The organism is Bradyrhizobium ferriligni (genome assembly GCF_056837965.1).
In genome coordinates this window covers 1-25,116 of sequence record NZ_JBXEJO010000092.1, presented here as the reverse complement: position 1 = coordinate 25,116, position 25,116 = coordinate 1, and the positions used below count along the sequence as shown (strand labels likewise).

The following is a 25,116-nucleotide window of genomic DNA, read 5'->3' as shown; positions in this document are numbered from 1 at the left end:
CACGCTCGCGACCTCGGCTGCTTCAATGCGCAGGCCGTTTCGCAGGCGGACGGTTCAAGTCCTGATCCTGGCGGGCATCACGCGCGGTGTTGACAAAGAGAACCCCGCGGCCGGGTGACCAGTCGCGGGGTCGCGTAACCAGAGGCTTTGCCAGTTCATCCGTGGTCAAAGCAGCATGGCCGATTGTCGCAGCTTACACCGCGCGTAGATTGTCCGCAGCAGATTTGCCGGTCCGGCGGTCTGCAACGATTTCAAAAGACACCTTCTGACCCTCGTTGAGGGTGCTCATGCCGGCGCGTTCGACTGCGCTGATATGAACGAAAACGTCCTGGCCGCCATCGTCCGGCTGAATGAAGCCGAAACCCTTCTGGCCGTTAAACCACTTCACAGTTCCCATGCTCATGGAAAATCGTCCTATAGATGCGTGTTTGGAGCCGCACTCACGAGCGCAGCAGGCGAATTCGAAGTTTAGGGGGTGAGGGTCGTCAGTCAGGCACGCTATCAGCGGCGAGGCCAAGTCGTTCGGCCGAAACTCCATCCGAGGTATATGGCTACAGTTCGATCATTCGGCAAGTGGCTTTCCTCCCTTTCTGACCTCGACCGCTCCATTCCCCTGTGAATGGTTGTAATTCATGGAGCGCAGCGGCAAGCCTGCCTGACCGCGCAGCAGGGACATCGCGGTTACGTGCACACGCCCTAATCCTTCTTCGCCGTCAGCCCGTCGACCATCGCGCGCGTCAACGTTGCGATCTCGCTGCGCAATGCGCCGATCGGCACTGCGATCAGCTTGTGCTCCAGCCCGAGCGCGACCATGCCATGCACGGCGGAGAACAGGCTGCGCGCGGTGACGCCGAGTTGCGCCGGCGAACGCTGCGGAAACAATGCGGCGAGCGGCTTGTAGATGTGGCGGAACAATTCCATCTGCTCGGTGATCGCCCATTCCGGCACCGGCTTGCCGGGCTGCATGCGATGCTCGAACAGCGCGCGCCACAGTTCGAGATTGTCGGCGGCGAAGTCGCAATAGGCGACCGCGATCCGCACCAGCATCTCGCGCGGCGCCGCAGCCCCGCCGATCTCGGCCAGCGACAGCGACGCATCGAGCCGCGCCAGCGTGCGCGAGCCGACGCGCAGGATCAGCTCGTCGACATCCTCGACCAGATTGTAGACGCCGCCATTGGCGACCCCGATTTCCTGGGCCAGTTCGCGGGTTTTCAGGCCACCGAGACCCTTTGCCGCAATCGCCCGTTCCGCCGCCTCGATCAGCGCTTCGCGCAGTTTTGCTCGTCGTTCCAATGCCTTGGACATCTTTGATCCTTCGTTAACCGTCACTTTGAGCGATGCTCAAATAATTCTTGAGCGTCGCTCATTATGTGGTACAAGAGATTCATGAGCGATGCTCATAACAGGGAGCGACCAAATGTTCAAAACTGTTTTCACTCTTTTCCGCGGCAGCGTGGCAGCAGCGGAGGAGGAACTGCAAGACCGGACCGCGCTGGTCATCCTCGACCAGCAGATGCGCGATGCCGCCGCCGCCGTCGACCGCTCGAAGCGGACCCTGGCGCTGGCGATCGCCGGCGACCAGCAGGAGGGCCGGCGGCTCGACGCCACCAACGCCCGGATCGCCGATCTCGAGGTGCGCGCGTCGGCGGCACTCGAGGGCGGCCGGGAAGACCTCGCCCGCGAAGCCGCGCAGGCGATCGCCAATCTCGAAGCCGAGCGCGATGCCGCGATGACCGCACGCGCGCTGTTCGCCTCCGAGATCACGCGGCTGAAGCGCCATGTCGGCAACGCCGAGGCGCGCATCGCCGAGCTCGACCGCGGCCGCCGGCTGGCCCGTGCCTCGGAAGCGGTGCGTTCGCTGCGCCGGAGCGGCATCGAGGCAGCGCGCCCCTACGAGTCGACGCTGCCGGAAGCGGAGGCGACGCTGAAGCGGCTGCGCGAGCGGCAGATGGAGATCCAGGCCGCCGACGAGGCGTTGATCGAGATCGACGCCGCCGCGGGACCATCAGCCACCGCCGAGAAGCTCGCCGAGCAGGGCTTTGGCCCGCGCATGAAATCGACCGCCGACGACGTGCTGGCGCGGCTGAAAGCCAAGCGCCCGAACGCAGCCTGAAACCTCAAGCCTGAAACTGATCCTTCGTCAAATTTCGCAACATCAAGGAGATTACCATGAACCAGACCATCCAACCCCACAGCAGCAGCTGGGTTACCTTCACCTACGCGTCCTTCGCAGCCTCCGCCTTCCTCGTCGCCATCGGCGTGTTCTTCCTGCCGATCGACCTCTGGATGAAGGGCTATCTGACGATGGGCATCGTGATGCTGATCCAGACCTGCGTCACACTGACCAAGACGGTGCGCGACAATTACGAGAGCAGCAAGTTCGTGAACCGCATCGAGGACGCCAAGGCCGAACGCCTGCTGATGGAAGTCTCCAAGGCGGCGTGAGATGGCTGCCTGGACGAAGCGGCGGGTGTTTCGCACTCGCCGCTTTTGCCTAAAACGCTTTGCGCCGATCGGGCGCCAGACTTGGCGGTCCCGTCATCCTGAGGAGCGCGTAGCGCGTCTCGAAGGATGCACGGCCCGGCTGGTGGCCGTCGACCCTTCGAGACGCGCGTTCCGCGCTCCTCCAGCGACAACGGCGAAGCCGTTGCGCGGGGGTGACGGTGAAGGAGCTGGCGCTCTGCAGCCACGAGCTTCACTTCTCGCAATGACGGGTGGATAGACTGCCAGCTCTTACGGCCAACTTGTTCCGTTTCCGGAAGGCCTTGTTTACCCTGCGGCTAACAGCGTCAGGTTGCGCTCATGGCTCCTTAACAGGGATGAGTGCAGAGATCGCGCCCGAGGGACAGAGAAATGGCGTCCACGGACAATCCCACGCCGGCTTCGCGCGGCAGCAAGAACCTTGTTAAGAACCTCGGCAAGGCACGCGCCGCCTTTGACGGTCTGCGCAGCCATGGCGGCTTCTGGCTGAAGGCGCTGTCGCAGCCGACCATCGATCTCAGCTTGCGCACCCAGGCCGGCCAGCGCACCCGCATCGTCGAATCGCCCGGTCTGTCGCTGCCGAGGGACGAGCTCGACGCGCTGGTCGAGCAGCTGCGGATCGTCGCCGCCAAGACGCTGCCCGAGGAGAGCCTGACCTATGGCATCTTCTCCGGTGAACCCGAGCGGCTGTCGCGCGCCGTCGTCACCTTGATCTCGGAGGAAGACACCGGGCGGCCGATCGCCTTCAACGCGCTGTCGGTGATGGACGTGCCGCTCGACGGCGAGCCGGCCGAGGTCACCCATCTCGGCCTCGTCATGGTCGATCCCGATGTGCGCGGGCAGGGGCTGTCCTGGGTGCTCTACGGCCTGACCGCGCTGGTGCTGTTCGCCCGCGACGGGCTGCGGCCGAAATGGATCTCCAACGTCACCCAGGTGCCCGCGGTGGTCGGCATGGTCAGCGACACGTTCTCGGACGTCTACCCGTCGCCGCTGCCGGGCGCGCGGCAGAGCTTTGCGCATCTGCAGCTGGCGCGCGGCATCATGGCAAGGCATCGCGCGGTGTTCGGCGTCGGCGAGGAGGCCGGGTTCGACGAGGCGCGCTCGGTCATCACCAACGCCTATACCGGCGGCTCGGACGCGCTGAAGAAGACCTTCGAGATCGCACCGAAGCACCGCAATGCCGTCTACAACGAGTTTTGCGCGCGCGAGCTGGACTACGCGCGCGGCGACGACGTGCTGCAGATCGGCCGCGTCGATCTTGCCGGCGCGCGCCGCTATCTCATGAGCGAGGTGCCCTCGGGCTCGCTGCCGTCGCTGCTCGCGGCGTCCGCGATGCTGGCGCTGCAGCGGCTGGTGCTGCCGGTGGTCTACTGGATGGACGACAGCCGCGCCTTCGGCACGCTGCGTCCGCGCAAGCAGGATAGCGGGGCCGCGCGATGAATTTCGACTACTACTCCTTCACCGGCCGCAATATCGGCTTCATCGACGAGCACGAGCAGCAGCTGCTGCGTCAGGCGCGGGTGTTCGTCTGCGGCGTCGGCGGGATGGGCGGCGCGGCCTTCATGGCGCTGGCGCGCGCCGGCGTCGGCAAATTCGTGATCGCCGACATCGACCGCTTTGAGGTTTCCAACCTCAACCGCCAGGTGTTCGCCTTCGCCGACGAGGTCGGGCGCGAGAAGGCGGCGGTCGCCGCCGAAGCGGCGAGGCGCATCAATCCGACCATCGAGATCGAGGTGCTTGGCGAGAACTGGACCAGCGAGCTCGCCGCGATCGCCGCGCAGTGCCCGGTCATCGTCAACGGCATGGACGATATCGCCGCCGGCGTTCATCTGTACCGGACCGCGAAGCGCGCCGATGCAACCGTGATCGACGCCTACATGTCGCCGCTGCCGTCGGTGATCGTGGTGCGTCCGCATGATCCGCGGCCCGAGCAGCGCCTCGGCTTCCCGACCCTTGGCAAGGACTGGACCGATATCACCGAGGACGACCGCCGCGCCGCGATGCGCGCCGAGATCGAGCACGTGATGCTGCACTCCTCGTCGCGCAACTATGTCGACCTCGCCGTCGCCGGCGAAGTCGCGGCGGGCCGCCGCAGCCGGATGTCGTTCGCGCCGATGGTGATCTCGACCGGCATGCTGATGGCCTATGAGGCGGTCGCGCTGATCCTCGGCCGCACCTCGGGCACCGATTGCCGCGGCTGGTTCCTCAATCCGTATCGGCCCGCGATCGAGAAGCCGCGCAATGCGCTCGTCGCCGCCTTGATGCGTCCGCTGGTGCGGCGGGCCATCGATGAACTGACTGGCAGCAAATGACCTCCGGGGTGATCGCCGATTCCATCGTCAATCTGTGCGGCGCCATCGGGCTCGCCGTGGCGATGATGACGTTCTACCGGCGCGATCCGAGGAGCCCGCTGACGCGCCGCCTGCTGCTCGCGCTCGGCGTGATCGCGATCCTGTTCCTCGACCGCGGTCTTGCCTGGTGGACCGGAAGCCGCCTGCTCGACCGCCTCTCGGTGATCCCGGCCTCGCTGGTCCCGCTCGGCGCCCTGATCGTCACCGAAGGCATTTTGCGGCGCCACGCGCCGCGCGCGGTCAAGATCGCGGCGCTCGCGGGCGGCATCCTGCTCGGGCTTGGCGGCCTGTTCGGGCTGCAACGGCTGGCGATGCCTTACGCGATCGCGCTGGCGCTGTTCCAGCTCTTGGGCTTCGCCACCTGCGCGTTCCTGCTGGCGACGCGGGATCGCGCCGCGCTGATGGCCTCGGAGAACCGCAGCATCGGCCGCATGGCGGTCGGCGCGCTGGTCGTGATCCCGTTCATCCTCACCGATTTCCGCACGCTGTTTCCTGATATCCCCGTGCGGCTCGGCGCACTGGGCGCGCTGCTCACCGTGACCGTGATGCTGATCGCCGGCGGCGGCGCCGAGACCCGCCGGCACGGCCTTGCGATGATGGCGCTGCGGCTGATCTCGTCGGGCCTCCTAGGCCTCGCCGCTGCCTTCATGGCACCCGACGTCGACGCCGCGCAGATGGTCCGTTTCGTCGCGGTTGCGATCGCCGGCGTGCTGACCATCGGGTTGATGACGGACGCGCTGCGCGCGCTGTTCGAATCGCAGGAGCCGGGCGTGCTCAATTCGGTCGCGGCATCGCCGGCGCAGACCCGCGAGCAGTTGATCGCCGAGCTGGCGCGGCATCCGATCTTCGAAAGCGCGCGGCGCTTCCGCGAGAACGAGCTCGCGCTCTACGATCCGCCGCTGCTGCACGACTTCCTGTCGGCGCGGCGCGTGCTGCGGCGGTCCGACGCGCCGTGGGGACTGGCGCCGACCGATCCCGCGGCCGAGCGCATGGTCTCGCTGATCTCAGCCAACAACGCCTCCCATGTCATCGTGCTCGGGCATGATCCGCTCGACCTGATCGTGCTCGCCGTGCCCGTCACCGCGGCCGATCCCGCCACTGAAACCGCACTGGCGCTGGTGCGCCGGCTGCTGGCGTTGACCCCGGAGGCCAAATGACATCCGAGATCCGCGAGGGCGACCGCAGGGCGGCATTCGACGCCGCGCTCAATGCCTATGGGCGCGGCAGCCTCTACGTGCCGCCGCTGTGGAGCGATTTCGACCGGATGTTCGATCCGGCGAAGAACCCGTTCGTCACCGAAGGCCACGGCCGCTATGCGCTGTTCTCGGCGCATCGCGATGGGCGGCCGGTCGGCCGCATCGCCGCCTCGATCCACGACGCGTCCAACCGCAAGCACGGCACCCGCCACGGCGCATTCGGCTTCTTCGATTGCATCGACGACGTCGAGGTGGCCGATGCGCTGCTGCGCGCCGCCGAGCAATGGCTGTCGGCGCGCGGCATGAGCCGCGTCGCCGGCAATTTCAATCTGACGGCGATGCAGCAGATCGGCGTGATGACCGACGGGTTCGACCATGCGCCGTTCACCGACATGATGTGGTCGCCGCCGCACATTGCAACGCATCTCGAACGCGCCGGCTATGCCGCGACCTTCCCGATGACGACGTTCGAGATCGCGCTCGATGGCGGCAAGCCGGAGCAATTGCTCGGCGACAAGCAGCGCGCGGTGCTCACCGATCCGGATTTCGTCTGGCAGCCGATCAAGCGTTCCGCCTTCAAGGTGCGGCTGGAGGATGCGCGGCTGATCCTCAATGACGGCTTTGCCGACAATCCGATGTTCGTGCCGCCGACCGCCGCCGAATATCTGTTCCAGGCCGGCGACATGATGTGGATCATCGACAAGCGGATTTCGACCGTGGTCTATCACCGTGGCCGGCCCGCCGGCGCGATCATCGCGATCCCCGACCTCAATCCGCTGATCAAGGCGATCGGCGGCCGGGTCGGGCTGTCAGCGCCGGTCAAATTCGTGCAGCACCGCGTGATGAATAGGCGCGCGGTGCTGATCTATCAGTCGGTCTGCCGCGACCTGCACAATCGCGGCCTCAACGGCGCGATGCTCTACCGCACCGCGCTGGCGTTGCAGGAGGCCGGCTACCGCACGCTGGGCGGCACCTGGATCGCCGATATCAACGGTCCGTCGCTGCGCCAGGTCGAGAAGGTCGGCGCAACGCCGCTGCACCGGCTGCATCTGTTCACCAAGCGGCTGGCCGCGGCATGAGCGAGCTGACGCCGGATTTGCTGCGCGAGATGGTCGCGGAGGCGCGGCTGGCGCCGAGCGTCCACAACATCCAGCCGACCCGCTGGCGCTTGCTCGACGACGCGCGACTGGCGCTGGTCGACGCGACCGGCGTCCGCGCGCCGGTCGCCGACCCCGCGGGGCACGACGTTCGGGTGTCGCACGGCGCGGCGCTGGAGGGCATGAGCCTCGCGCTCAACCGCCGTGGCTTCGCAATCACGGGCATGACCACGATCGAGCAGCCGCTGTCGCCGCAACTCTCCGTGCTCTGCTCTTTTGCGATCAGGCAAGGAGCCGAGCCCGATCCGCTGGCGGACCTCGTGGCACGCCGCATGTCGTGGCGCGGCAAGTTCGCGGCGTCGGCTGACGATGCGGCGGCGCTGGCGTAGCTGGCTGCCGCGCGCGACGATGTGATCTGCATTGGGGATCGCGGGGCGACTGCCGATATCGCCGGCTGGGCCGACCGGGCCGAATTCTCCTTTGTCCGCGGCGACGACTACCGGGCTGAGCTGCTCGCATGGATGCGGCTGTCGCCCGGCCATCCGCGCTATCTGCTCGACGGGCTCAACCGTGATGCGCTCGCCATGAATGCGCTCGAGGCCGCCGCCGCGCGCTACGTGCTCGGCACCCTGTTCAAGCCGCTCGATCGTCTCGGCCTCGCCGCGTCGTTGCTTGCCGACGGCGCCAAGACCGCGTCGGCATCGGCGATCGTGCTGTTTTGCCGTCCCGTCGGTGAGGATCCACTCACGACCGGTCGGCATTTCTACCGCGCATGGCTGGAGATCGATCGCGCCGGTTTCGCGGCGTGCCCGATTTCGGCGCTGGCCGATCACCCTGATTTCAACGACCGGCTGCGAAGGCTCGGCAACATTGGCGCCGATCTGCGCCTCGTCAACGTGTTCCGCATCGGCCGGCCGTCAAAACCGATCAAACCGCGGCATTTCCGGTTGCCGGTTGACCGGCTCATTGTCTGAAAATTAAGCTGCAATCCCCGCTGTCAAAACTTCACGCGGTCGTGCTATGACGCCGCCCGCTAACCAACGACCGGTGGAGATGATGTCGAAGCAATCGCTGCGCGAGGAGGCCGAACGCCTCATCCGCGAGACCATGGAAAAGCGGAACCTCGTCGTCAAGCAGGGCATGACCCGGATCGAGGCCGTTTGCGGCAAATGCGGTGCGCCGAACCGGGTGCAGGCGGAAAAGGGCCAGTCCCGCGTCAAGTTCACCTGCAAGAATTGCGACCACAAGCAGGAAACGCTCTGAGCGAGCCCCTAACGCGTCTGGTTCTATTGCCCCGTCATCCTGAGGAGCCGCGAAGCGGCGTCTCGAAGGATCGACGGCCACCGGCCGGGCCGTGCATCCTTCGAGACGCGCGCGAGAGCGCGCTCCTCAGGATGACGGTGATAGCGTTGTAGTCGCGTAGGATGGGTGGAGCGAAGCGATACCCATCAATTGCATCCGCGCGGCGAGATGATGGGTATTGCTGCGCTCCACCCATCCTACGAAGCAACTCTACTTGAACGCCTCGCAGACCGTGGTGTGATCCGGTGCGATCTTGGCCGCGGCCCGCAGCGAGACGCTGCGCCACCAGGCATCGAGCGCGTGGCGGTCGCAGGCGAGCTTCACGCTCATCCCGCCGGCGAACTTGATCCAGTCCGCAAAGCTCGCGCGCGACACCGCGATCACGACCGGAATGTCGGCGCCGAGCGCGCGTTCGATCAGGAAGCCAAGCCCCTTGCCGTCGCGCTCCCGCTTGCCGAAGCGGTTGATGATGACGAGATCGGCGCCTTCAGCCAGTGCGTCGGCGACGCGGATGCCGGCGGCCTGCAGCCGCGACAGATCGAGCTTGCAGCCGGTGGCGCCAGCGCTCCGGGTATCCGGGCTCGGCGGCTGCGCCAGCAGCAGCGTCTCGCCGCTATGCACCAGCACGGCCGACAGGCTGGAATCGGCGCATTGGCCTGATTGCACCATGCCGACGACGCGCGCGCCGTGCGCTCTCAGATCGCCGGCGAAGTCGCGCAGGATGGCGTCGGGATCATCAGTGGCGTCATAGACCAGGGCGGCGAGGTCGCATTGGGCGTCGAACATGACGGGCTCTGTTCGTTGTGGAGGAGGGAGGCAGCCGCGGCGCCAAGGGGAGCCAGGGCGTCGCGGCCGCAGGTTTTGCGGGTCAGGCGGCCGGCGGGCCGTTGATGATCTGCAGCTGGGTGAATTCGGCGAGGCCTTCCTCGGCGAATTCGGTGCCGATGCCCGACTGCTTGGCGCCGCCGAACGGAATGTTCGGGGCCATGTCGAGGTGCTTGTTGATCCACACCGTGCCGGCCTCGATCCGGGTCGCGATCTCGTGCGCGCGCTTGATGTCGGACGACCAGACCGACGCGCCGAGGCCGTAGGTGGTGGCGTTGGCGCGGCGGATCACGTCATCCTTGTCGGAATATTTGATGACCGGCAGCACCGGACCGAACTGCTCCTCGTCGACCAGCTTGGAGCCTTCCTTGATGTCGCGCACGATGGTCGGCTCGATGAAATAGCCGGGGCGGTCCATCGCGGCGCCGCCGGCAATCACATTGCCGTTCTTGCGGGCATCGTCGAGGAACGCCTTGACCTTCTCGTACTGCATCTTGTTTTGCAGCGGCCCGAGCTTCGTGCCCTGCTTGGAGCCGTCATCGACCACGGTGTTCTTTGCGATCGCGACCAGCTCGTTGCAGATCTCGTCATAGACGGATTCATGCACGTAGAGCCGCTTGATGGCGAGGCAGACCTGCCCGGAGTTCTGGAACGCGCCCTCGAAGATGCCCGGCGCGACCTTCTTCGGATCGACGTCGTCGAGCACGATGCCGGCGTCATTGCCGCCGAGCTCGAGCGTGATCCGCTTCAGGGTCTGCGACGCGCTCGCCATCACCTTCTGGCCGGTGGCCGAGGAGCCGGTGAAGGAGATCTTGCGGATGTCGGGGTGCTTGGTCATGTGGTCGCCGAGATCGTTGGCGTCGGCGATGAAGTTGAGCACGCCCTTCGGCAGGATGTCCTTGACCAGCTCGGCAAAGCGCAGCGAGGCCAGCGGCGTGGTGGGGGCGGGCTTCACCACCAGCGTGTTGCCGGCGAGCAGCGCCGACGGCAGCTTGAACGCGAGGATCAGCAGCGGATAGTTCCAGGGAATGATCGCGCCGACCACGCCGAGCGGGCGGCGATAGGCCTCGACCTTGCGGTCGCCGGAATTCTCGATCACGCGCATCGGCAGTTCCAGCGAGCCGAGATAGCGGAAGAAGCCGGCCATGCCCATCACTTCGCCGGTGGCATCGGCGAGCGGCTTGCCTTGTTCGCTGGTCAGGATATGCGCGAGCTCGTTGGCGTTGGCCTCGATCACCTCGGCCATCTTGATGATCAGCTTGCGGCGCTCCTCGATCGGCGTGGCGGCCCAGGCCGGGTAGGCGGCCTTCGCGGCGGCGACAGCCTTGTCGAGCTGTTCCCTGGAGGCGCGCGGGCATTGCGCCACCACCTCTTCGGTCGCCGGATTGAGCACCGGCATGGTCTGGTCGCCGGGTACCATCTTGCCGTCGATGAGAAGCTTGTAATCACTCATTGGCCTTGCTCTCCCTGGTCAAACGGGTCCTTCGCGGACCTCGCTATATTCACGTGTATATCACGGATGCGGCGTGGACGCCACGGCCATTCAGGGCACGCGCGCGACACTGCCGAACCGAATGAATTCTCTGGAAAATCGTGAAGAAAAATCAGCCTGAGCTTCCTGCTGATTTATTCGCGGTTGCGCGCCCGGCGTCAATCGGGGCACCGCGGGCTTCAATAGATTCTAATGCCGCGCGCGCCTCTGCCGGTCACCGCCGCGGCTATACTTTTAAGGGCTGGACGCTGGTCGTCTTCGCGATATATTGGATGGAATATAACGATGATCCGGAGTGCCGGCATGCAGATCGAAACCCAGGAGCTCACCACCTGCGAAGTCGCGTCCGACGGCTGCGCGATTTCGCTGGGCTTCGTGGACGGCAAGGGCGAGCCCGCAACCATCCGCCTGTCGATCAACCAGGTCGGCGCGCTGGTCATGACCTTGCCCGGGCTGATCAGCAAGGCGCTGCAGACCCGCTTCGGCGATCAGACCTTGCGCTACGCCTATCCGCTGGATTCCTGGGTGATCGAGCAGTCGACCGATCCGGCGCAGGGCATGATGACGCTGAAGACGTCGGACGGCTTCAGCGTCTGCTTCTCGATCCCGCGCGCCCAGCAGAGCGAGCTCGGCGAGGCGCTGGTGGCGCAGCCGGCGACAAGGGTGCAGGTGCGGGCGAATTAAGATCGTAGCTTCGTAGGGTGGGTTAGCCGAAGGCGTTACCCACCATTTGTGCCGCGGCGGGAGAAGAGGTGGGTTACGCTCGGCCAACCCACGCCCCGGACTATCACCGTCATCCTGAGGAGCCGCGAAGCGGCGTCTCGAAGGATGAATCGGCCCTAGTCGGGCCGTCGACCCTTCGAGACGCGCTTCGCGCTCCTCAGGGTGACGGGATAAATAGCCGCGTAGGATGGGTGGAGCGAAGCGATACCCATCAAATAGCTGGCCGCGGGAGAGATGATGGGTTTCGCTTTGCTCTACCCATCCTACGATTCCCCGCGGCTCACTTCCCCTTCACGAACGCGGCGAATGCATCGCCGTAATCCGGATGCCAGCGCGACAGCGGCGGGCGGTTTTCGACGATATCGCCGGCGGCCCATAGGATGCGGCGCTCGTCGAGCGCGCGCGGCACGTCGTTATCTGGGCAGAGGATGTAGAAATCGCCGGCATCGAGGCGTTCGATCATGAAGTCGACGGTCTGCTCCGCCGTCCAGGCGCCGGCCGGCTTCTCGGTGCGGCCGCGCGCGGTCAGTCCGGTAAAGACGAAGCCGGGGATCAAGAGATGCGCCGATATCTTGCAGCCGGCGGTGTTGCGCAGCTCGTGCTGCAGCGCTTCGGTGAATGCCTTCACGCCGGCCTTGGAAACGTTGTAGGCGGGATCGCCCGGCGGCGTGGTGATGCCCTGTTTGGAGCCGGTGTTGATGATCAGCCCCGGCCGGCCGCGCTTGATCATGTTGGGCGCGAACGTTTGGGTGCCGTTGATCACGCCCCACAAATTGACGCCGAGGATGCGCTGCCAATTGTCCGCAGGCCCGAACATCGCACTGCCGGGCTGGATGCCGGCATTGTTCATCAGGATGTCGGTGCCGCCGAACTTTTTCGCGACCGCGGCCTCCAAGCTTGCGACCGCGTCGGCGCGGCTGACATCGACCGCTGCCGTCATGATATCAGCCGCGCCGCCCGGCGCCGCCGATGACAGTTTTGTCGCAGCATCCTTGAGCCCGTCATCGCCGAGGTCTGCGATGCAGACCTTCATGCCGGCCTGCGCGAACCGCAATGCGGCGGCAAGTCCGATGCCGGAGGCGCCGCCGGTGATCACGGCAACATGATTGGCTGATATCACGGGGTGGGGCATCGGGTGGTCTCCGGACACATATGTGGCTGAGGGTATAGTGCAGTTCGGTGGCTTCATCCTTCGAGACGCCGCTTCGCGGCTGCTCCAGCGACAAAGGCAAAGCCTTTGCGCCGGGATGAGGTCTTATATCAGACCCTCATGGTGAGGAGCGCGGCAACGTCGCGCGTCTCGAACCACGAGGCCGTGATCGAGCATACCGCGCGCACCATGCACGTGCGCGCATGGGAGGTTTTCGTACGTGCCGTCCCGATCAACGCCGGCTCGGCTTTACGGTTTCGCGTCTGCGCTGTAGAATTCGGCATATAACGCTTCCAAAAGACCTCAGCCGACAATTTGACAGGGAGTGCAAACATGGCTGTTTCGCAGGCTATTCCGATCACGCGCCATCCTTATGCCGATGGCTCCTACAAGAAGATGCTGATCGACGGCAAATGGGTCGACGCCGCCTCCGGCAAGAAATTCGAGACGCATAATCCGGCCACCGGTGAATTGCTCGCGTCGGTCGCCGAGGGCGATGCCGAGGACATCAACCGTGCGGTCGCGGCGGCGCGCCGCGCGTTCGAAGGGCCCTGGAGCAAGGTGAAGCCGTTCGAGCGGCAGAACATGCTGCTCAAGCTCGCCGAACTTGTCGAAGCCAATTTCGAGGAACTGTCTCAGCTCGACACGCTCGATATGGGCGCACCGATCAGCCGCACCCGCGGCAACCGGCTGCGCGCGCTCGGCATGCTGCGCTACTATGCCGGCCAGGCGACCGCGATCCACGGCGAGACCATCGAGAATTCGCTGCCCGGTGAGATCTTCTCCTACACGCTGAAGGAGCCGATCGGCGTGGTCGGCGCCATCATCCCCTGGAACGGGCCGCTGACCGCCTCGATCTGGAAGATCGGCCCCGCCATCGCGACCGGCTGCACCGTGGTGCTGAAGCCGGCCGAGGAATCGCCGCTGACCTCGCTGCGCATCGGCGAGCTCTGCATGGAGGCCGGCATTCCGCCCGGCGTCGTCAACGTCGTGCCGGGCTATGGCGAGACCGCGGGCGCCGCGCTCGCCTCGCATCCGGATGTCGACAAGGTCGCCTTCACCGGCTCGCACGTCACGGGACAGTCGATCATCCGCGCCTCGGCCGGCAACCTCAAGCGCGTCTCGCTCGAGCTCGGCGGCAAGTCGCCGGACATCGTGTTCGCCGACGCCGATCTCGACGCCGCGGTGCCGGGAGCTGCGATGGCGGTGTTCGCCAATTCCGGCCAGATCTGCAGCGCCGGCACGCGGCTGTTCGTCGAGCAGAAGGTCTATGACGAATTCGTCGGCCGCGTCGCCGAGTTCGGCAAGAAGCTGCAGGTCGGCAACGGCCTCGATCCCAACACCCAGATTGGTCCCTTGGTGTCGCAGCAGCAGATGGACCGCGTCTCGGGCTATCTCGACATCGGCCAGAAGGAGGGCGCCAAGGCGCTTGCCGGCGGCGGCCGTCTCACCGAGGGCGCGCTGTCGAAGGGCTATTTCGTGCAGCCGACCGTGTTCGCCAATGTGCAGGACAACATGCGCATCGCGCAGGAGGAGATTTTTGGTCCGGTGATCTCGGCGATCTCGTTCAAGGATCCGGAAGAGTTGATCAAGCGCGCCAACGCCACCACCTTCGGCCTCGGCTCGGGCGTCTGGACCACCAATGTCAGCAAGGCGCACCAGGTCGCCAAGGCGCTGCGCGCCGGTTCGGTCTGGGTCAATTGCTACCAGGCGATGGATCCGGCGGTGCCGTTCGGCGGCTACAAGATGAGCGGCTACGGCCGCGAGTCCGGCAAGCAGCACGTCGAGGAGTATCTCAACGTCAAGGCCGTCTGGATCAAGACCGGCTAGCGCTGCTTCTTACCTCTCCCCGCTTGCGGGGAGAGGTATCGCATCTACCGTCTTGGCGACCGCGCAAGCGGTCGGCCTCGTGGTTCGAGACGCGCCGCAAGCGGCGCTCCTCACCATGAGGGTCTACTATCTTGCCGCAAAACCAGACCTCATCCTGAGGAGCCCGCCGAAGGCGGGCGTCTCGAAGGATGGCCACGAGGGCACCGCCACGAAATGCGATAGCCCTGCCGCTTGCGGGGAGAGGCATAGGCCGCCTTCGGCGGCCGTCCATGAAATCGACGCCGAAGCTAAGCTTCGGCTATGTTGCATCGAAGATGCAATCCGGGTGAGGGGGTACAGGTCTCAATTTTCGGCGTGCTCGCAGAAGGGAAGCCCTTCACCCCAACGCCCACATGATTTCGGAATATTAGAAGAATATCCCTGATTTGCCCGACGCGTCAAGTTGCCTCGTCGAGCGCCGGCCGCCGCCGGCTCCTTTGCATGGGGTTGTTTTCGATATTTTCGTAAGCGCCCCTTGCTGCAGCCGCCGGTTCCTGCGTTTACCGCCCGGCGGCCTTCTTCGGCTTGCCGATGTCGCTGCGCAGCGCCTCGAGGTCCTTGCGCACGGCGCTTGCCGCGTCGCGCTCGATCTTGCGGTAGCGTGCCACCAAGGAGAGGCCGAACGGGGTCAGCACCGCGCCGCCGCCATTCTTGCCGCCGGTCTGCCGCTCCACCGCCGCCTGCCGGCAGATGCGGTTGATCTCGTCGACCAGGTCCCAGGCGCGCTTGTAGCTCATGTCCATGGCGCGGCCGGCGGCGGAGATCGAGCCGCATTCCTTGATCCGCTCAAGCAGCAGGATCTTGCCCGGCCCGATCCGGTCCTCGGCATCGAGGTCGATGCGGACGCTGAGGGAGGGGAGCGATGAGGCGCTCGATTTCGACATGGGAGACCTGTTCTCGTGGCAACAGATTGCCACTACCCGCTTTCATGAACAAGATGAACCCGTTAGATAACGGGCATGATCCGGAAAAGTGGGTACCGGTTTTCCGGGCGGATCATGCCCAGACTACAACGGGAAATGACACAAGATTAATTGGGGCAGGCATGAATCCTCCGTCGCTGTTCTCTCCGCTCAAGATCGGTCCCTACCAGCTCGAACATCGCGTCGTGATGGCGCCGCTGACGCGGATGCGGGCGGCGCGGCCGAGCCTCGCGCCGCGGCCGATGAACGCGGAATATTATGCGCAGCGCGCCACGCCCGGCGGCTTGCTGATCGCAGAGGCCTCGCCGGTGGTCGCGACCGGCTTCGGCAATCCTGGTGTTCCCGGCATCTATAGCGAGGCCCAGATCGCGGGCTGGCGCGAGGTGGTGGATGCCGTGCACGCCAAGGGCGGCTTGATCTTCCTGCAGCTCTGGCACGTCGGCCGCGTCTCGCATTCCTCGTTCCAGCCGGGTGGCGCGGTGCCGGTGGCGCCATCGGCAGTCGCGATCCCGTCGGAGTTCAAGTGCATGACGGCGGACGGCAAGGTGGTCGACTACGAGGCGCCGCGCGCGCTCGAGACCGACGAGGTCGCCTTGATGGTCGAGGCCTACCGGCAAGGCGCGAAGAACGCGCTCGCGGCCGGTTTCGACGGCGTCGAGATCCACGGCGCCAATGGCTATCTGATCGAGCAGTTCCTGCAGTCGCGCAGCAACCTGCGCACCGATCAATATGGCGGCGGAATCGAGAATCGCGTCCGCTTCCTGATGGAGGTGACGCAGGCGGTGACCGAGGTCTGGGGCGCGAGCCGCGTCGGCGTGCGGCTCTCGCCCTACGGCATCGCCAATGGCAGCGGCGAGGCCGACCCGATGCCGCTCTACAGCCACGCCATCACGGCGCTGGACAAGCTCGGGCTCGCTTATCTGCATTTCATCGAGCCGCGCGCCTCGGGCACCGGGCGCGCCGAGGTCGACTGGCAGAACGTACCGTCGGCGATGGTGCTGTACCGTCCGATGTGGAGCGGCGTGCTGATCACCGCCGGCAATTTCGTCGGCGAAACCGCCGCGAGCGCGGTCGCCGAAGGCCATGCCGACGCGATCGCGTTTGGCCGCTACTTCATCTCCAACCCGGACCTGCCGCGCCGGCTGCAGCGCGGCTATCCCTTGACCAAGTACAACCGCGCCACCTTCTATGCCGGCGAGGAGAAGGGCTACACGGATTATCCGGTGCACGACGAATTGGCGCAGGCGTAACTTCGCCGCTCCGTAGCCCGGATGGAGCGCAGCGAAATCCGGGGCTTGTATCCGCGGATACGGCGTTCCCGGATTACGCTTCGCTCCATCCGGGCTACAATAGCTCCACCTTCGGTGAGAGGTGGAGCACCAGCGATGTTTCCAGAAGACGACGAGTTCGAGCCGACCAAGAAACCAAAAGCCGTGGCGCTGGCGAAGCCCGCGGCCGGCCAGTGCCTGTGCGGCAAGGTGCGGTTCGAGATCGATGTGCCGGCGCGCTGGGCCTGGCATGATCACACCGCCGCCAGCCGCCGCGCCCATGGCGCGGTTTATGCGACCTATGTCGGCAGCTGGAAGAAGCGCTTCCGCATCACGCAAGGCGAAAGCGAGCTGTCGCGTTACGAGGATGCGAAAAGCAAGACCGCGCGCAGCTTCTGCGCCAATTGCGGCACGCCAATCATCTACGAACGCGCGCGGTCGCCGCACATGGTCAACATCCCGCGCGCGCTGTTCTCGGGGCGCACCGGCCGGCAGCCGCTCTATCACATCGCGATCGAGGAACTGCAGGAATGGGCCTATACCGGCGAGCCGCTGGTGCCGCTGAAGGGCTATCCCGGCGTGGTCTGGCAGCGCTCGAAAAAGAAGAAGCGCAGCGAGCGCGAGGGGATGTTCTAGCAAGTGCTTCGCCTCAGGCGCGCGCCCGCGGAATGCGGCCATGACCGCTCGCTCGATTGCCCCAGCTGCGCAAGTTTGGTCATCTCCCTTGATCCCCGTCGGCCAACGCGCCGACAGGCTTGGAGGGAACATGAAAAATCGCATTACCGGCCGCTCGGCATTTTTGGCGCTGCTGAAGGATGAGGGCGTCACCCATCTGTTCGGCAATCCCGGCACCACCGAACTGCCGATCATGCACGCACTGAAGGATCATCCCGATCTCACCTATGTGATGGCGATGCAGGAGAGCCTTGTGGTCGCGATGGCCGACGGCTTCAGCCGCGCCTCCGGCAAGCTGGTCGCCTGCAACGTTCATGTCGCGCCGGGCCTCGGCAATGCGATGGGTTCGCTCTACAATGCGAGCTTCACCGGCACGCCGATGATCCTCACCGCAGGGCAGCAGGAACAGGGCCATGGTCTGACCGAACCGGTGCTCTATGGCCCGCTGGTGCAGATGGCGACGCCGCTGGTGAAGTGGGCGGTCGAGGTGACGCGCCTCGAAGACCTGCCGCGCATCGTGCGCCGCGCCGCCAAGATCGCGACCACGCCGCCGACCGGGCCAGTGTTCATCTCGCTGCCCGGCGACATCCTCAATTCCGAAGCCGGCATCGAGCTCGGCCGCTCCACCCGGATCGACACGCGGGTGAGGCCGTCGGAGGATTCGCTCAAGGCGCTGGCCGCGCGCATCCTGAAAGCCGAGCGTCCCGTCATCGTCGTCGGCGACGAGATCGTCAAGAGCGATGCGTTGCGCGAGGCGGCCGATCTTGCCGAGGCGCTGGGCTGCCCGGCCTGGCAGTCGCCGACGCCTTATGGTTCGCACTTCCTGTCCGAAAGCCCGAGCTTCATGGGCGCGATCGCGCGGTTGCAGAAGGTCGCGCGCGACGTGCTGGCGCCGCATGATCTTCTGATCGCGCTCGGCGGTGATCCGCTGCGGATGTCGGTCTATAGCGAGGTCGATCCGCTGCCGGACGGGCTCTCGATCGTGCAGGTCGGGCTGGTCGACAGCGACCTCGCCAGGAACTATGGCGCCGAGATCGCGGTGAAGGCGGACGTCAAGGAAACGCTGCGCGCACTGGTCCCGGCGTTGAAGGAGGCCGGCGGCGGCGCGCTGGAGACGCGTGCCAGGCAGGGACTCGCGGCGTTGTCGACCAAAAACTGGGCGGCGAAGCGCAAGGCGCTGGTCGAACAGATCTCGAAGGCGAGCCAGACCTCGCCGATCGATCCGGACTGGCTCGCGCTGCAGGTCGTGGAGGCGATGCCCGACAACGCGATCCTGGTCGACGAAGGCCTGACCTCGTCGCGTCAGATCATCGGCTTGCGGCCGCATCGCGACCGCTACGGCTATCACGCGCTGGCATCCGGCGGCATCGGCTGGGGTCTGCCGGCCGCGGTCGGCGTCAGCCTCGCCAATCCGCAGCGCCCGGTGGTGTGCTATTCCGGCGACGGCTCGTCGATGTATTCGATCCAGTCGCTGTGGACCGCAGCCAATCACAAGCTGCCGCTCAACTTCGTCATCGTCAACAATGGCGGCTACCGCATCATCAAGCAGCGCCTGCTCGCCTTCCACGGCGATGACAATTATGTCGGCATGGACTTCATCGATCCGCCGGTCGACTTCACTGCCCTCGCACGCTCGCTCGGGCTCGAGGCGATCAAGGTCACCGACCCGCAGGAGCTGAAAGGCGTGATGACGTCGGCGTTCAGCCGGCCCGGTGCGAAGCTGATCGAGGTGGTGGTGAGCAATTCGGTGAATTGAGCGCACGGGGCGCCTCTATCACCGTCACCCTGAGGAGCGCGAAGCGCGTCTCGAAGGGTCGACGGCCCAGCCGGTGGCCGTCGATCCTTCGAGGCTCGCTCCGCTCGCACCTCAGGATGACGGTACAGCAGATGTGTGTGCCGCGTCATTGCGAGGAGCAGAGCGACGAAGCAATCCATCGTTCCACACACGCGGAAGGATGGATTGCTTCGCTTCGCTCGCAATGACGGGTGTGGCTACGTCGTCGTCTTCTTCACCCGATACCGTGTAGCCGGATGCGTCGCGTCTAGCCTCGCTCGTCCCGCGCCGAACAGCTTCTCGCGCAAGGTGCCCTTGGCATACTCGCGCTTGTAGCGGCCGCGCTTGACGAGCTCCGGCACCAGCATGTCGGCGATGTCCTCGAAATCGCCGGGCGAGATCGCAAACGCGACATTGAGGCCGTCGACGTCGGTGTCCTCGAACCATTGCTCGATCTTGTCGGCGACCTGCTCCGGCGAGCCGACCACCACCGGGCCGGCGCCGCCGATGCCGACATGCTCGGCGACCTCGCGCACGGTCCAGACCCGGTCGGGATCGGCGCGGGTGACGTTGTCCATCGCGGAGCGGCCGGCGTCGTTCTGCACGTGCCGCACCTCCTGGTCGAGCGAATAGGTCGAGAAGTCGACGCCGGTCCAGCCCGACATCAGCGCCAGCGCGCCCTCATGGCTGATATGGCTGCGATACTCGGCGTACTTCGCTTTCGCCTCCGCCTCGGTCGGCGCCACCACGATGCACATCATCGAGAACATCAGGATCTCGGCCGGGTTGCGGCCCTTCGTGGCGGCGAGCTCGCGGATCGCCGAGACGCGTGGGCCGATCACCTTCGCCGACGGTCCCGACATGAACACGCATTCGGCGTGCTCGGCGGCGAACTGCCGGCCGCGCGGCGAGGTGCCGGCCTGGTAGAGCACCGGCGTGCGCTGTGGTGAAGGCTCCGACAGGTGGATCGCGTTGAGCCGGTAATTGTTGCCGTCATGGTGCACCGGATGCACCTTGCTCGGATCGGTGAAGATGCCGCGCGCGACGTCGCGGATCGCGGCGTCGTCCTCCCAGCTGCCTTCCCACAGCTTGTAGACCAGCTCCATATATTCGTCGGCGAGCTCGTAGCGGTCGTCATGCGCGGTCTGCTTGTCCTTGCCGGCGCCGCGCGCGGCGCTATCGAGATAGCCGGTCACCACGTTCCAGCCGACCCGGCCGCCGGTCAAATGGTCGAGCGTCGACATCCGCCGCGCGAACGGGTAGGGCGGCTCGAAGGAGAGATTGCTGGTGACGCCGAAGCCGAGATTTTCCGTCGCCGCGGCCATCGCCGGGATCAGCATCAACGGTTCATTGGCCGGGGTCTGCGCCGCGTTGCGCAGCGCCGCATCCGGATTGCCGGCATAGACGTCGTAGACGCCGAGCACGTCGGCGAGGAACAGCCCGTCGAACCGGCCGCGCTCCAGCGTCTTCGCCAGATCGATCCAGTAGGACAGCTTGTTGTAGTCCTTGGTGCGGTCGCGCGGATGGGTCCACAGCCCCGGCGACTGATGCGCCACGCAGTTCATGGCAAAGGCGTTGAGCCGGATTTGTTTTGTCATTGTCGAAACCTTGGTCGAAACCGTGAGCGCCGCTTCGATTGCTGCCCGATCAGGCGTCCCGCCTCAAATTGGTGCGACTTCCCACGTTTTGGCAAGGCCCATTCGCATTTGGTGCCCTTCCGGTTGCGATCCGATCCCGATAGGTTGCGCCCCTCCAGAAGCATGATCCGGGTGTGCGACACAGCTTGTCCGACGGGTTCATGCCAAGACGCGACCGGACGAAGGAACAATCATGGCGACACGGGCCGACGCAATCGCAAACGTGCGAGAGCATTTTCAATCGGGACAGTTTTTGAAGGAACTGGACCAAAGGGTCGGCTACCAGACCGAGAGCCTGAATGCCGACAAGGCCGATGCGCTGCGCGCCTATCTGGTGGAGAATTTGCAGCCGGCCTTCGCCGAGCTCGATTTCAAGACCCACCTGATCGAGTCGCCGACCGGCCGCGGGCCCTATCTGATCGCTGACTACCAGGAAGATGCTTCGCGGCCGACCGTGCTGACCTATGGCCACGGCGACGTCGTCGACGGCATGGTCGGCGAATGGCGCGACGGGCTCGATCCCTGGCAGACCACGGTCAAGGGCGAGCGCGTCTATGGCCGCGGCACCGCCGACAACAAGGGCCAGCATTCGATCAACATGGCGGCGCTGCGCGCGGTGAAGCAGGCGCGCGGCGGCAAGCTCGGCTTCAACGCCAAGTTCATCATCGAGACCGGCGAGGAGATCGGCTCGCCCGATCTGCGCGAGGTGTGCGAGGCGCATCGCGAGGAGCTGAAGGCCGACCTGTTCATTGCCTCCGACGGGCCGCGGCTGTCGGCGGAGCGGCCGACCATCTTCCTCGGCTGCCGCGGCGGCAACCGCATCCATCTCGACGTCAATCTGCGCGAGGGCGGCAACCATTCCGGCAATTGGGGCGGCGTGCTCGCCAACCCCGCCACGATCCTGGCGAGCGCGATCGCGAGCCTGGTCGACGGCAAGGGCCGCATGAAGCTCGAGATCCTGAAACCGCCGCCGATCTCGAACCGCGTCCGCGCCGCGCTCGCCGACGTCGAGGTCAAGCCGACCGCGGACGAACCGGCGCTGGCGGAAGACTGGGGCGAGGAGGGCCTGACCGCGGCGGAGCGGCTCTATGCCTGGAACACGCTGGAAGTGCTGGCGATGTCGTCGGGCAATATCGACAAGCCCGCCAACGCGATTCCCGGCAAGGCCAATGCCGTGCTGCAGCTTCGCTTCGTCGTCGGCACCAGGCATCTCGAGGTGATCGACGCGGTGCGGGATTATCTGCACAACAACGGTTTCCCGATGGTCGAGGTCTCTGGCACGCAGCGCTTTGCCGCCTCGCGCACCGACATGGACAGTCCGTGGATCGACTGGGCGGCGAACTCGATCCGCGCCACCACCGGCAAGGCGCCGGCGGTGCTGCCGAACTTCGGCGGCTCGCTGCCGAACGACGTGTTCTCCGAAGGCCTCGGCCTGCCGACGATCTGGGTGCCGCATTCCTATCCGGGCTGCTCGCAGCACGCCCCCGACGAGCACATCCTGCTGCCGGTGACCGAGGAGGCGCTGACTATCATGGCCGGCCTGTTCTGGGATCTCGGCGAGGCGCCGCACAAGGGGTGAGGAGCGAGGCTCGCTTGTTCCCTGTCATCCTGATTTTCCCCGTCATCCTGAGGAGCGCGCTCTTGCGCGCGTCTCGAAGGATCGACGGCCACCGGCGGGGCCGTGCATCCTTCGAGGCTCGCTCCGCTCGCACCTCAGGATGACGGGGGGGGGGAAACGAGGATCGTCAGCACATAGGCGAGCGGACGCGACGCCGTTCTTGAATAGCCATACCCGGCTATGACGAGTTGAAGGCTGGTGCCTGCACTGGCAAAGGAAATCTGATGACGCTATCGACGCCGACCGCAATGTCCGGCCCAGACGCCACCACCAAGAAAAACATCACCCGCCTGATCGTCGCGACCTCGGTCGGCAATGCGCTCGAATGGTACGACATCTCGGTCTATGCCTATTTCGCGGTGTATCTCTCCAAGGCGTTCTTCCCGGCCAATGATCCGACCACCTCGCTGCTCCTGACCTTCGGCAGCTTCGGCCTGTCGTTTCTGATCCGCCCGATCGGCGGCGTCGTGCTCGGCGCCTATGCCGATCGGCACGGCCGCAAGGCCTCGCTGATGCTGTCGATCGTGCTGATGACGTTCGGCACGCTGGTGCTGGCGCTGATGCCGACCTATCAGACCATCGGCATCCTGGCGCCGATCGCGGTGTTGCTGGCGCGGCTGGTGCAGGGCTTTTCGGCCGGCGGCGAGTTCGGCTCCTCGACTGCGTTCCTGGTCGAGCACATGCCGGAGCGGCGCGGCTTCGTGGCGAGCTGGCAGTTCGCGAGCCAAGGCGTCAGCGGCCTGCTCGGCGCGGGCTTCGGTGCGCTCCTGACCTCGCTGATGAGCCCGGAGGATCTGCAATCCTGGGGCTGGCGGCTGCCGTTCCTGTTCGGCGTCTTGATCGGCCCGGTCGGCATCTACATCCGCAACCATGTCGACGATGCGACGCCGCCGCCGGCCGCAAAGCAGGAATCGCCGGTCAGGGAAGTGTTCGCGCGGCAGAAGTTCGCCACGACGCTTGCGATCGGCGCGCTCGCGGTGTCGACCGCGGTCAACTATTTGATCGTCTACATGCCGACCTATGTGGTGAAGACGCTCAACCTCGCGCCGTCGGTCGGCTTCATCGCCTCGTTCGCCGCGCAGACCGCGGTTGCGCTGCTGGCGCCGATCGCAGGCATGGTCTCCGACAAGATCGGACGCACCACCCACATGATCCTGTTCGCGCTGCTGCTGCTGGTGTCGATCTTCCCGGCCTTCCTCTTGCTCACCGGCAAGCCGACGCCTGTGATCATCTTGATCGGCGTGCTCTGGCTCGGCGTGCTCAAGTCGCTGTATTACGGGCCGCTCGCCGCGCTGATGTCGGAGCTGTTTCCGGCGGCGACGCGTGCGACCGGGCTCGGTCTCAGCTACAATATCGGTGTCACATTGTTCGGCGGCATGGGGCCGGCGATCATGACCTGGCTGGGCGGCTTCGTGGCGATCGGCGAACTCGCGCCAGGCTACTATCTCACCGCGGTCTGCATCCTCAGCCTCTGCGCGCTGTTCACGATCCGCAGGCTGCGGCTGGCGTAGTGCATGATCCGAAAAAGTGCGAAGCGATTTTTCGAAATGATCATGCGCAAATCGCATCAGATTTCGTGATGCGAAATTCAGATATCCTTATTGTTGCACAGCAACGTAGATAGTCGAAATCAAAGTTTCATCTGACGAAAGTATACGGTGTCCGGCGCACGTCATCCGTCCTAGGATGATGTCCGCCGGGCGCCTCTCTTCGTCGTGCCCGGTTCAGGATCTGGAATTGACGGCAAGGAAGGCCAGGGCATGAACGCCTCAACGACTGCGACCGCACGGACCAGCCGCAAGAGGCCACCGCCGGAGCCGGGCCAACCCGACAAGTTCAACGCGATCCAGAAGGTCTGCGCGATCCTGCGCGTGCTGGCGCAGCGCTCGCCGCTGCGGCTCACCGACATCGCCGACACCACCTCGCTGAACAAGGCGACTGCGCTGCGCATCCTCAACTCGCTGATCGAGGAAGGCTTCGTCAGCCGGGTCGCCGGCGCCAAGACCTATGAGCTCGGCCAGGAGGCGCGGGTGATGGCGGTCGGCGCGCGCCGTTCGGTCGACATCGCCGAGCTGGCGCAGCCGAGCCTGCTCCGGCTGTCGGAGCGCTCGGCCGATACGGCGCTGCTGTCGGTGCGCTCCGGCGTCGAGGCGCTCTATCTGGCGCGCTCGGTCGGCAACCATCCGCTGCAACCGAACTATCTGCAGATCGGCAGCCGCCGTCCGCTCGGCGTCGGCGCCGGCGCGCTGGCGCTGCTGGTCTGGCTGCCCGATGCCGAGATCGAGGCTGTGATCGAGGTGATCGTGCCGCGGCTGGCGAAATCGCCGCGCATCACGCCCAAGTTCCTGCGCGAGCGGATCGCGATGGCGCGCAAGGCCGGCCACACCGTGCTGATCGACGCCGCGTTTCCCGGCATGGGCGGCGTCGGCGTGCCGGTCCGCGACGATGCCGGCGAGGTGGTCGCCGCGCTCTCGATCGGCGCCGCGTCCGACCGCATCCGCAGCCGCGAAGGCGAACTCGCCGACATGCTGAAGAAGGAAGCCCAGGTGCTGGCCCGCGCGCTGGCCCAGGCGCCGAAGAACGGGCGCGCGGCGAAGATGGGTTGAAGCCGCTTTCTTGCTTCACCTCTCCCGCTTGCGGGGTCGAGACGAGCGAAGCTCGCTCTTAGGTCGACGCGCGTAGCGCGGCGGATGGGGGCTCTATCCACGATATGACTCGTGGAGATACCCCCACCC

Annotated in this window: 24 protein-coding genes; 17 read left to right on the top strand and 7 right to left on the bottom strand. The window is 65.7% G+C overall.

What is annotated here, in order from left to right:
• Nucleotides 1-193 precede the first annotated feature (193 nt).
• Together AC1VNY_RS37400 and AC1VNY_RS37395 are read right to left on the bottom strand one after the other, a co-directional pair.
• Nucleotides 194-403, bottom strand: coding sequence for a cold-shock protein (locus AC1VNY_RS37400; RefSeq protein WP_298371552.1), 210 nt, complete (start codon nt 401-403; stop codon nt 194-196).
• Nucleotides 404-696: 293 nt separating this feature from the next.
• The gene (locus tag AC1VNY_RS37395) at nt 697-1,305 is read right to left on the bottom strand and encodes a TetR/AcrR family transcriptional regulator (RefSeq protein ID WP_028341291.1); all 609 of its coding nucleotides are present in this window, start codon (nt 1,303-1,305) and stop codon (nt 697-699) included.
• Between the two features lie 112 nt (nt 1,306-1,417).
• Between AC1VNY_RS37395 and AC1VNY_RS37390 the strand changes: the two genes are divergently transcribed.
• The 9 genes from AC1VNY_RS37390 to AC1VNY_RS37350 all read left to right on the top strand — a co-directional run bounded on the left by AC1VNY_RS37390 (nt 1,418) and on the right by AC1VNY_RS37350 (nt 8,388).
• Nucleotides 1,418-2,113, top strand: coding sequence for a PspA/IM30 family protein (locus AC1VNY_RS37390; protein ID WP_028341290.1), 696 nt, complete (start codon nt 1,418-1,420; stop codon nt 2,111-2,113).
• A 56-nt stretch (nt 2,114-2,169) separates the two neighbouring features.
• Nucleotides 2,170-2,445, top strand: a complete 276-nt coding sequence (locus AC1VNY_RS37385) for a YiaA/YiaB family inner membrane protein (RefSeq protein WP_482408918.1) — start codon at nt 2,170-2,172, stop codon at nt 2,443-2,445.
• A 408-nt stretch (nt 2,446-2,853) separates the two neighbouring features.
• Nucleotides 2,854-3,921, top strand: coding sequence for a hypothetical protein (locus AC1VNY_RS37380; protein ID WP_482408917.1), 1,068 nt, complete (start codon nt 2,854-2,856; stop codon nt 3,919-3,921).
• Nucleotides 3,918-4,793 carry a HesA/MoeB/ThiF family protein gene (locus AC1VNY_RS37375; RefSeq protein ID WP_482408916.1) on the top strand — a complete coding sequence of 292 codons (876 nt, stop codon included), beginning with the start codon at nt 3,918-3,920 and terminating at the stop codon, nt 4,791-4,793. Before AC1VNY_RS37380 ends, AC1VNY_RS37375 begins: the two co-directional genes overlap by 4 nt.
• Entirely contained in the window at nt 4,790-5,989 is a 1,200-nt protein-coding gene (locus tag AC1VNY_RS37370; protein WP_482408915.1) for a hypothetical protein, read from the top strand. The genes AC1VNY_RS37375 and AC1VNY_RS37370 overlap by 4 nt, the downstream gene beginning before the upstream one ends.
• Nucleotides 5,986-7,107, top strand: a complete 1,122-nt coding sequence (locus AC1VNY_RS37365) for a GNAT family N-acetyltransferase (RefSeq protein WP_482408914.1) — start codon at nt 5,986-5,988, stop codon at nt 7,105-7,107. The genes AC1VNY_RS37370 and AC1VNY_RS37365 overlap by 4 nt, the downstream gene beginning before the upstream one ends.
• Entirely contained in the window at nt 7,104-7,514 is a 411-nt protein-coding gene (locus AC1VNY_RS37360) for a hypothetical protein (RefSeq protein WP_482408913.1), read from the top strand. Before AC1VNY_RS37365 ends, AC1VNY_RS37360 begins: the two co-directional genes overlap by 4 nt.
• 21 nt (nt 7,515-7,535) lie before the next feature.
• A complete protein-coding gene (locus tag AC1VNY_RS37355; protein ID WP_482408912.1) occupies nt 7,536-8,099 on the top strand; it encodes a hypothetical protein in 564 nt (187 codons plus the stop codon).
• Between the two features lie 82 nt (nt 8,100-8,181).
• On the top strand, nt 8,182-8,388 hold the full coding sequence (locus tag AC1VNY_RS37350; RefSeq protein WP_069276011.1) for a hypothetical protein: 207 nt from the start codon (nt 8,182-8,184) through the stop codon (nt 8,386-8,388).
• Between the two features lie 249 nt (nt 8,389-8,637).
• On the opposite strand, the gene AC1VNY_RS37345 is transcribed toward AC1VNY_RS37350, so the two are convergent.
• Nucleotides 8,638-9,213, bottom strand: coding sequence for a DUF2478 domain-containing protein (locus AC1VNY_RS37345; protein ID WP_482408911.1), 576 nt, complete (start codon nt 9,211-9,213; stop codon nt 8,638-8,640).
• Between the two features lie 82 nt (nt 9,214-9,295).
• On the bottom strand, nt 9,296-10,705 hold the full coding sequence (locus tag AC1VNY_RS37340) for an aldehyde dehydrogenase family protein (RefSeq protein ID WP_411783966.1): 1,410 nt from the start codon (nt 10,703-10,705) through the stop codon (nt 9,296-9,298).
• A 342-nt stretch (nt 10,706-11,047) separates the two neighbouring features.
• Between AC1VNY_RS37340 and AC1VNY_RS37335 the strand changes: the two genes are divergently transcribed.
• Nucleotides 11,048-11,428: a hypothetical protein gene (locus AC1VNY_RS37335; RefSeq protein WP_304498685.1), complete on the top strand. Its 381-nt coding sequence runs from the start codon at nt 11,048-11,050 to the stop codon at nt 11,426-11,428.
• Nucleotides 11,429-11,747: 319 nt separating this feature from the next.
• On the opposite strand, the gene AC1VNY_RS37330 is transcribed toward AC1VNY_RS37335, so the two are convergent.
• Nucleotides 11,748-12,599, bottom strand: a complete 852-nt coding sequence (locus AC1VNY_RS37330; protein WP_482408910.1) for an SDR family NAD(P)-dependent oxidoreductase — start codon at nt 12,597-12,599, stop codon at nt 11,748-11,750.
• Nucleotides 12,600-12,950: 351 nt separating this feature from the next.
• Here AC1VNY_RS37330 and AC1VNY_RS37325 point away from each other — a divergent pair, with 351 nt between their 5' ends.
• On the top strand, nt 12,951-14,447 hold the full coding sequence (locus AC1VNY_RS37325) for an aldehyde dehydrogenase family protein (RefSeq protein ID WP_283089427.1): 1,497 nt from the start codon (nt 12,951-12,953) through the stop codon (nt 14,445-14,447).
• Nucleotides 14,448-14,986: 539 nt separating this feature from the next.
• On the opposite strand, the gene AC1VNY_RS37320 is transcribed toward AC1VNY_RS37325, so the two are convergent.
• Nucleotides 14,987-15,370, bottom strand: a complete 384-nt coding sequence (locus AC1VNY_RS37320; protein WP_016846469.1) for a winged helix-turn-helix domain-containing protein — start codon at nt 15,368-15,370, stop codon at nt 14,987-14,989.
• A 161-nt stretch (nt 15,371-15,531) separates the two neighbouring features.
• Between AC1VNY_RS37320 and AC1VNY_RS37315 the strand changes: the two genes are divergently transcribed.
• The 3 genes from AC1VNY_RS37315 (at nt 15,532) to AC1VNY_RS37305 (ending at nt 19,108) form a co-directional block, all read left to right on the top strand.
• On the top strand, nt 15,532-16,659 hold the full coding sequence (locus AC1VNY_RS37315; RefSeq protein ID WP_482408909.1) for an alkene reductase: 1,128 nt from the start codon (nt 15,532-15,534) through the stop codon (nt 16,657-16,659).
• Between the two features lie 135 nt (nt 16,660-16,794).
• The gene (locus AC1VNY_RS37310; RefSeq protein ID WP_482408908.1) at nt 16,795-17,313 is read left to right on the top strand and encodes a GFA family protein; all 519 of its coding nucleotides are present in this window, start codon (nt 16,795-16,797) and stop codon (nt 17,311-17,313) included.
• A gap of 130 nt (nt 17,314-17,443) precedes the next feature.
• Nucleotides 17,444-19,108 carry a thiamine pyrophosphate-binding protein gene (locus AC1VNY_RS37305; RefSeq protein ID WP_482408907.1) on the top strand — a complete coding sequence of 555 codons (1,665 nt, stop codon included), beginning with the start codon at nt 17,444-17,446 and terminating at the stop codon, nt 19,106-19,108.
• 236 nt (nt 19,109-19,344) lie between these two features.
• Here AC1VNY_RS37305 and AC1VNY_RS37300 read toward each other — a convergent pair whose 3' ends face one another.
• Nucleotides 19,345-20,724, bottom strand: a complete 1,380-nt coding sequence (locus AC1VNY_RS37300) for an LLM class flavin-dependent oxidoreductase (RefSeq protein ID WP_482408906.1) — start codon at nt 20,722-20,724, stop codon at nt 19,345-19,347.
• Nucleotides 20,725-20,956: 232 nt separating this feature from the next.
• Between AC1VNY_RS37300 and AC1VNY_RS37295 the strand changes: the two genes are divergently transcribed.
• The 3 genes from AC1VNY_RS37295 to AC1VNY_RS37285 all read left to right on the top strand — a co-directional run bounded on the left by AC1VNY_RS37295 (nt 20,957) and on the right by AC1VNY_RS37285 (nt 24,987).
• Nucleotides 20,957-22,342 carry a M20 family metallopeptidase gene (locus tag AC1VNY_RS37295; RefSeq protein ID WP_482408905.1) on the top strand — a complete coding sequence of 462 codons (1,386 nt, stop codon included), beginning with the start codon at nt 20,957-20,959 and terminating at the stop codon, nt 22,340-22,342.
• Between the two features lie 263 nt (nt 22,343-22,605).
• Nucleotides 22,606-23,892, top strand: a complete 1,287-nt coding sequence (locus AC1VNY_RS37290) for an MFS transporter (RefSeq protein ID WP_482408904.1) — start codon at nt 22,606-22,608, stop codon at nt 23,890-23,892.
• Between the two features lie 249 nt (nt 23,893-24,141).
• Entirely contained in the window at nt 24,142-24,987 is an 846-nt protein-coding gene (locus tag AC1VNY_RS37285; protein WP_482408903.1) for an IclR family transcriptional regulator, read from the top strand.
• The last annotated feature ends 129 nt before the right edge of the window (nt 24,988-25,116 follow it).

Excerpts from the sequence above, each read along its gene's own strand:
- AC1VNY_RS37360 (WP_482408913.1), top strand. The coding sequence starts at position 7,104 with ATGAGCGAGCTGACGCCGGATTTGCTGCGCGAGATGGTCGCGGAGGCG.
- AC1VNY_RS37370 (WP_482408915.1), top strand. The coding sequence starts at position 4,790 with ATGACCTCCGGGGTGATCGCCGATTCCATCGTCAATCTGTGCGGCGCC.
- AC1VNY_RS37305 (WP_482408907.1), top strand. The coding sequence starts at position 17,444 with ATGAAAAATCGCATTACCGGCCGCTCGGCATTTTTGGCGCTGCTGAAG.
- AC1VNY_RS37385 (WP_482408918.1), top strand. The coding sequence starts at position 2,170 with ATGAACCAGACCATCCAACCCCACAGCAGCAGCTGGGTTACCTTCACC.
- AC1VNY_RS37310 (WP_482408908.1), top strand. The coding sequence starts at position 16,795 with ATGTTTCCAGAAGACGACGAGTTCGAGCCGACCAAGAAACCAAAAGCC.
- AC1VNY_RS37350 (WP_069276011.1), top strand. The coding sequence starts at position 8,182 with ATGTCGAAGCAATCGCTGCGCGAGGAGGCCGAACGCCTCATCCGCGAG.
- AC1VNY_RS37330 (WP_482408910.1), bottom strand. The coding sequence starts at position 12,599 with ATGCCCCACCCCGTGATATCAGCCAATCATGTTGCCGTGATCACCGGC.
- AC1VNY_RS37375 (WP_482408916.1), top strand. The coding sequence starts at position 3,918 with ATGAATTTCGACTACTACTCCTTCACCGGCCGCAATATCGGCTTCATC.
- AC1VNY_RS37365 (WP_482408914.1), top strand. The coding sequence starts at position 5,986 with ATGACATCCGAGATCCGCGAGGGCGACCGCAGGGCGGCATTCGACGCC.
- AC1VNY_RS37315 (WP_482408909.1), top strand. The coding sequence starts at position 15,532 with ATGAATCCTCCGTCGCTGTTCTCTCCGCTCAAGATCGGTCCCTACCAG.
- AC1VNY_RS37395 (WP_028341291.1), bottom strand. The coding sequence starts at position 1,305 with ATGTCCAAGGCATTGGAACGACGAGCAAAACTGCGCGAAGCGCTGATC.
- AC1VNY_RS37335 (WP_304498685.1), top strand. The coding sequence starts at position 11,048 with ATGCAGATCGAAACCCAGGAGCTCACCACCTGCGAAGTCGCGTCCGAC.
- AC1VNY_RS37300 (WP_482408906.1), bottom strand. The coding sequence starts at position 20,724 with ATGACAAAACAAATCCGGCTCAACGCCTTTGCCATGAACTGCGTGGCG.
- AC1VNY_RS37340 (WP_411783966.1), bottom strand. The coding sequence starts at position 10,705 with ATGAGTGATTACAAGCTTCTCATCGACGGCAAGATGGTACCCGGCGAC.
- AC1VNY_RS37325 (WP_283089427.1), top strand. The coding sequence starts at position 12,951 with ATGGCTGTTTCGCAGGCTATTCCGATCACGCGCCATCCTTATGCCGAT.
- AC1VNY_RS37285 (WP_482408903.1), top strand. The coding sequence starts at position 24,142 with ATGAACGCCTCAACGACTGCGACCGCACGGACCAGCCGCAAGAGGCCA.
- AC1VNY_RS37295 (WP_482408905.1), top strand. The coding sequence starts at position 20,957 with ATGGCGACACGGGCCGACGCAATCGCAAACGTGCGAGAGCATTTTCAA.
- AC1VNY_RS37390 (WP_028341290.1), top strand. The coding sequence starts at position 1,418 with ATGTTCAAAACTGTTTTCACTCTTTTCCGCGGCAGCGTGGCAGCAGCG.
- AC1VNY_RS37320 (WP_016846469.1), bottom strand. The coding sequence starts at position 15,370 with ATGTCGAAATCGAGCGCCTCATCGCTCCCCTCCCTCAGCGTCCGCATC.
- AC1VNY_RS37380 (WP_482408917.1), top strand. The coding sequence starts at position 2,854 with ATGGCGTCCACGGACAATCCCACGCCGGCTTCGCGCGGCAGCAAGAAC.
- AC1VNY_RS37290 (WP_482408904.1), top strand. The coding sequence starts at position 22,606 with ATGACGCTATCGACGCCGACCGCAATGTCCGGCCCAGACGCCACCACC.
- AC1VNY_RS37400 (WP_298371552.1), bottom strand. The coding sequence starts at position 403 with ATGAGCATGGGAACTGTGAAGTGGTTTAACGGCCAGAAGGGTTTCGGC.
- AC1VNY_RS37345 (WP_482408911.1), bottom strand. The coding sequence starts at position 9,213 with ATGTTCGACGCCCAATGCGACCTCGCCGCCCTGGTCTATGACGCCACT.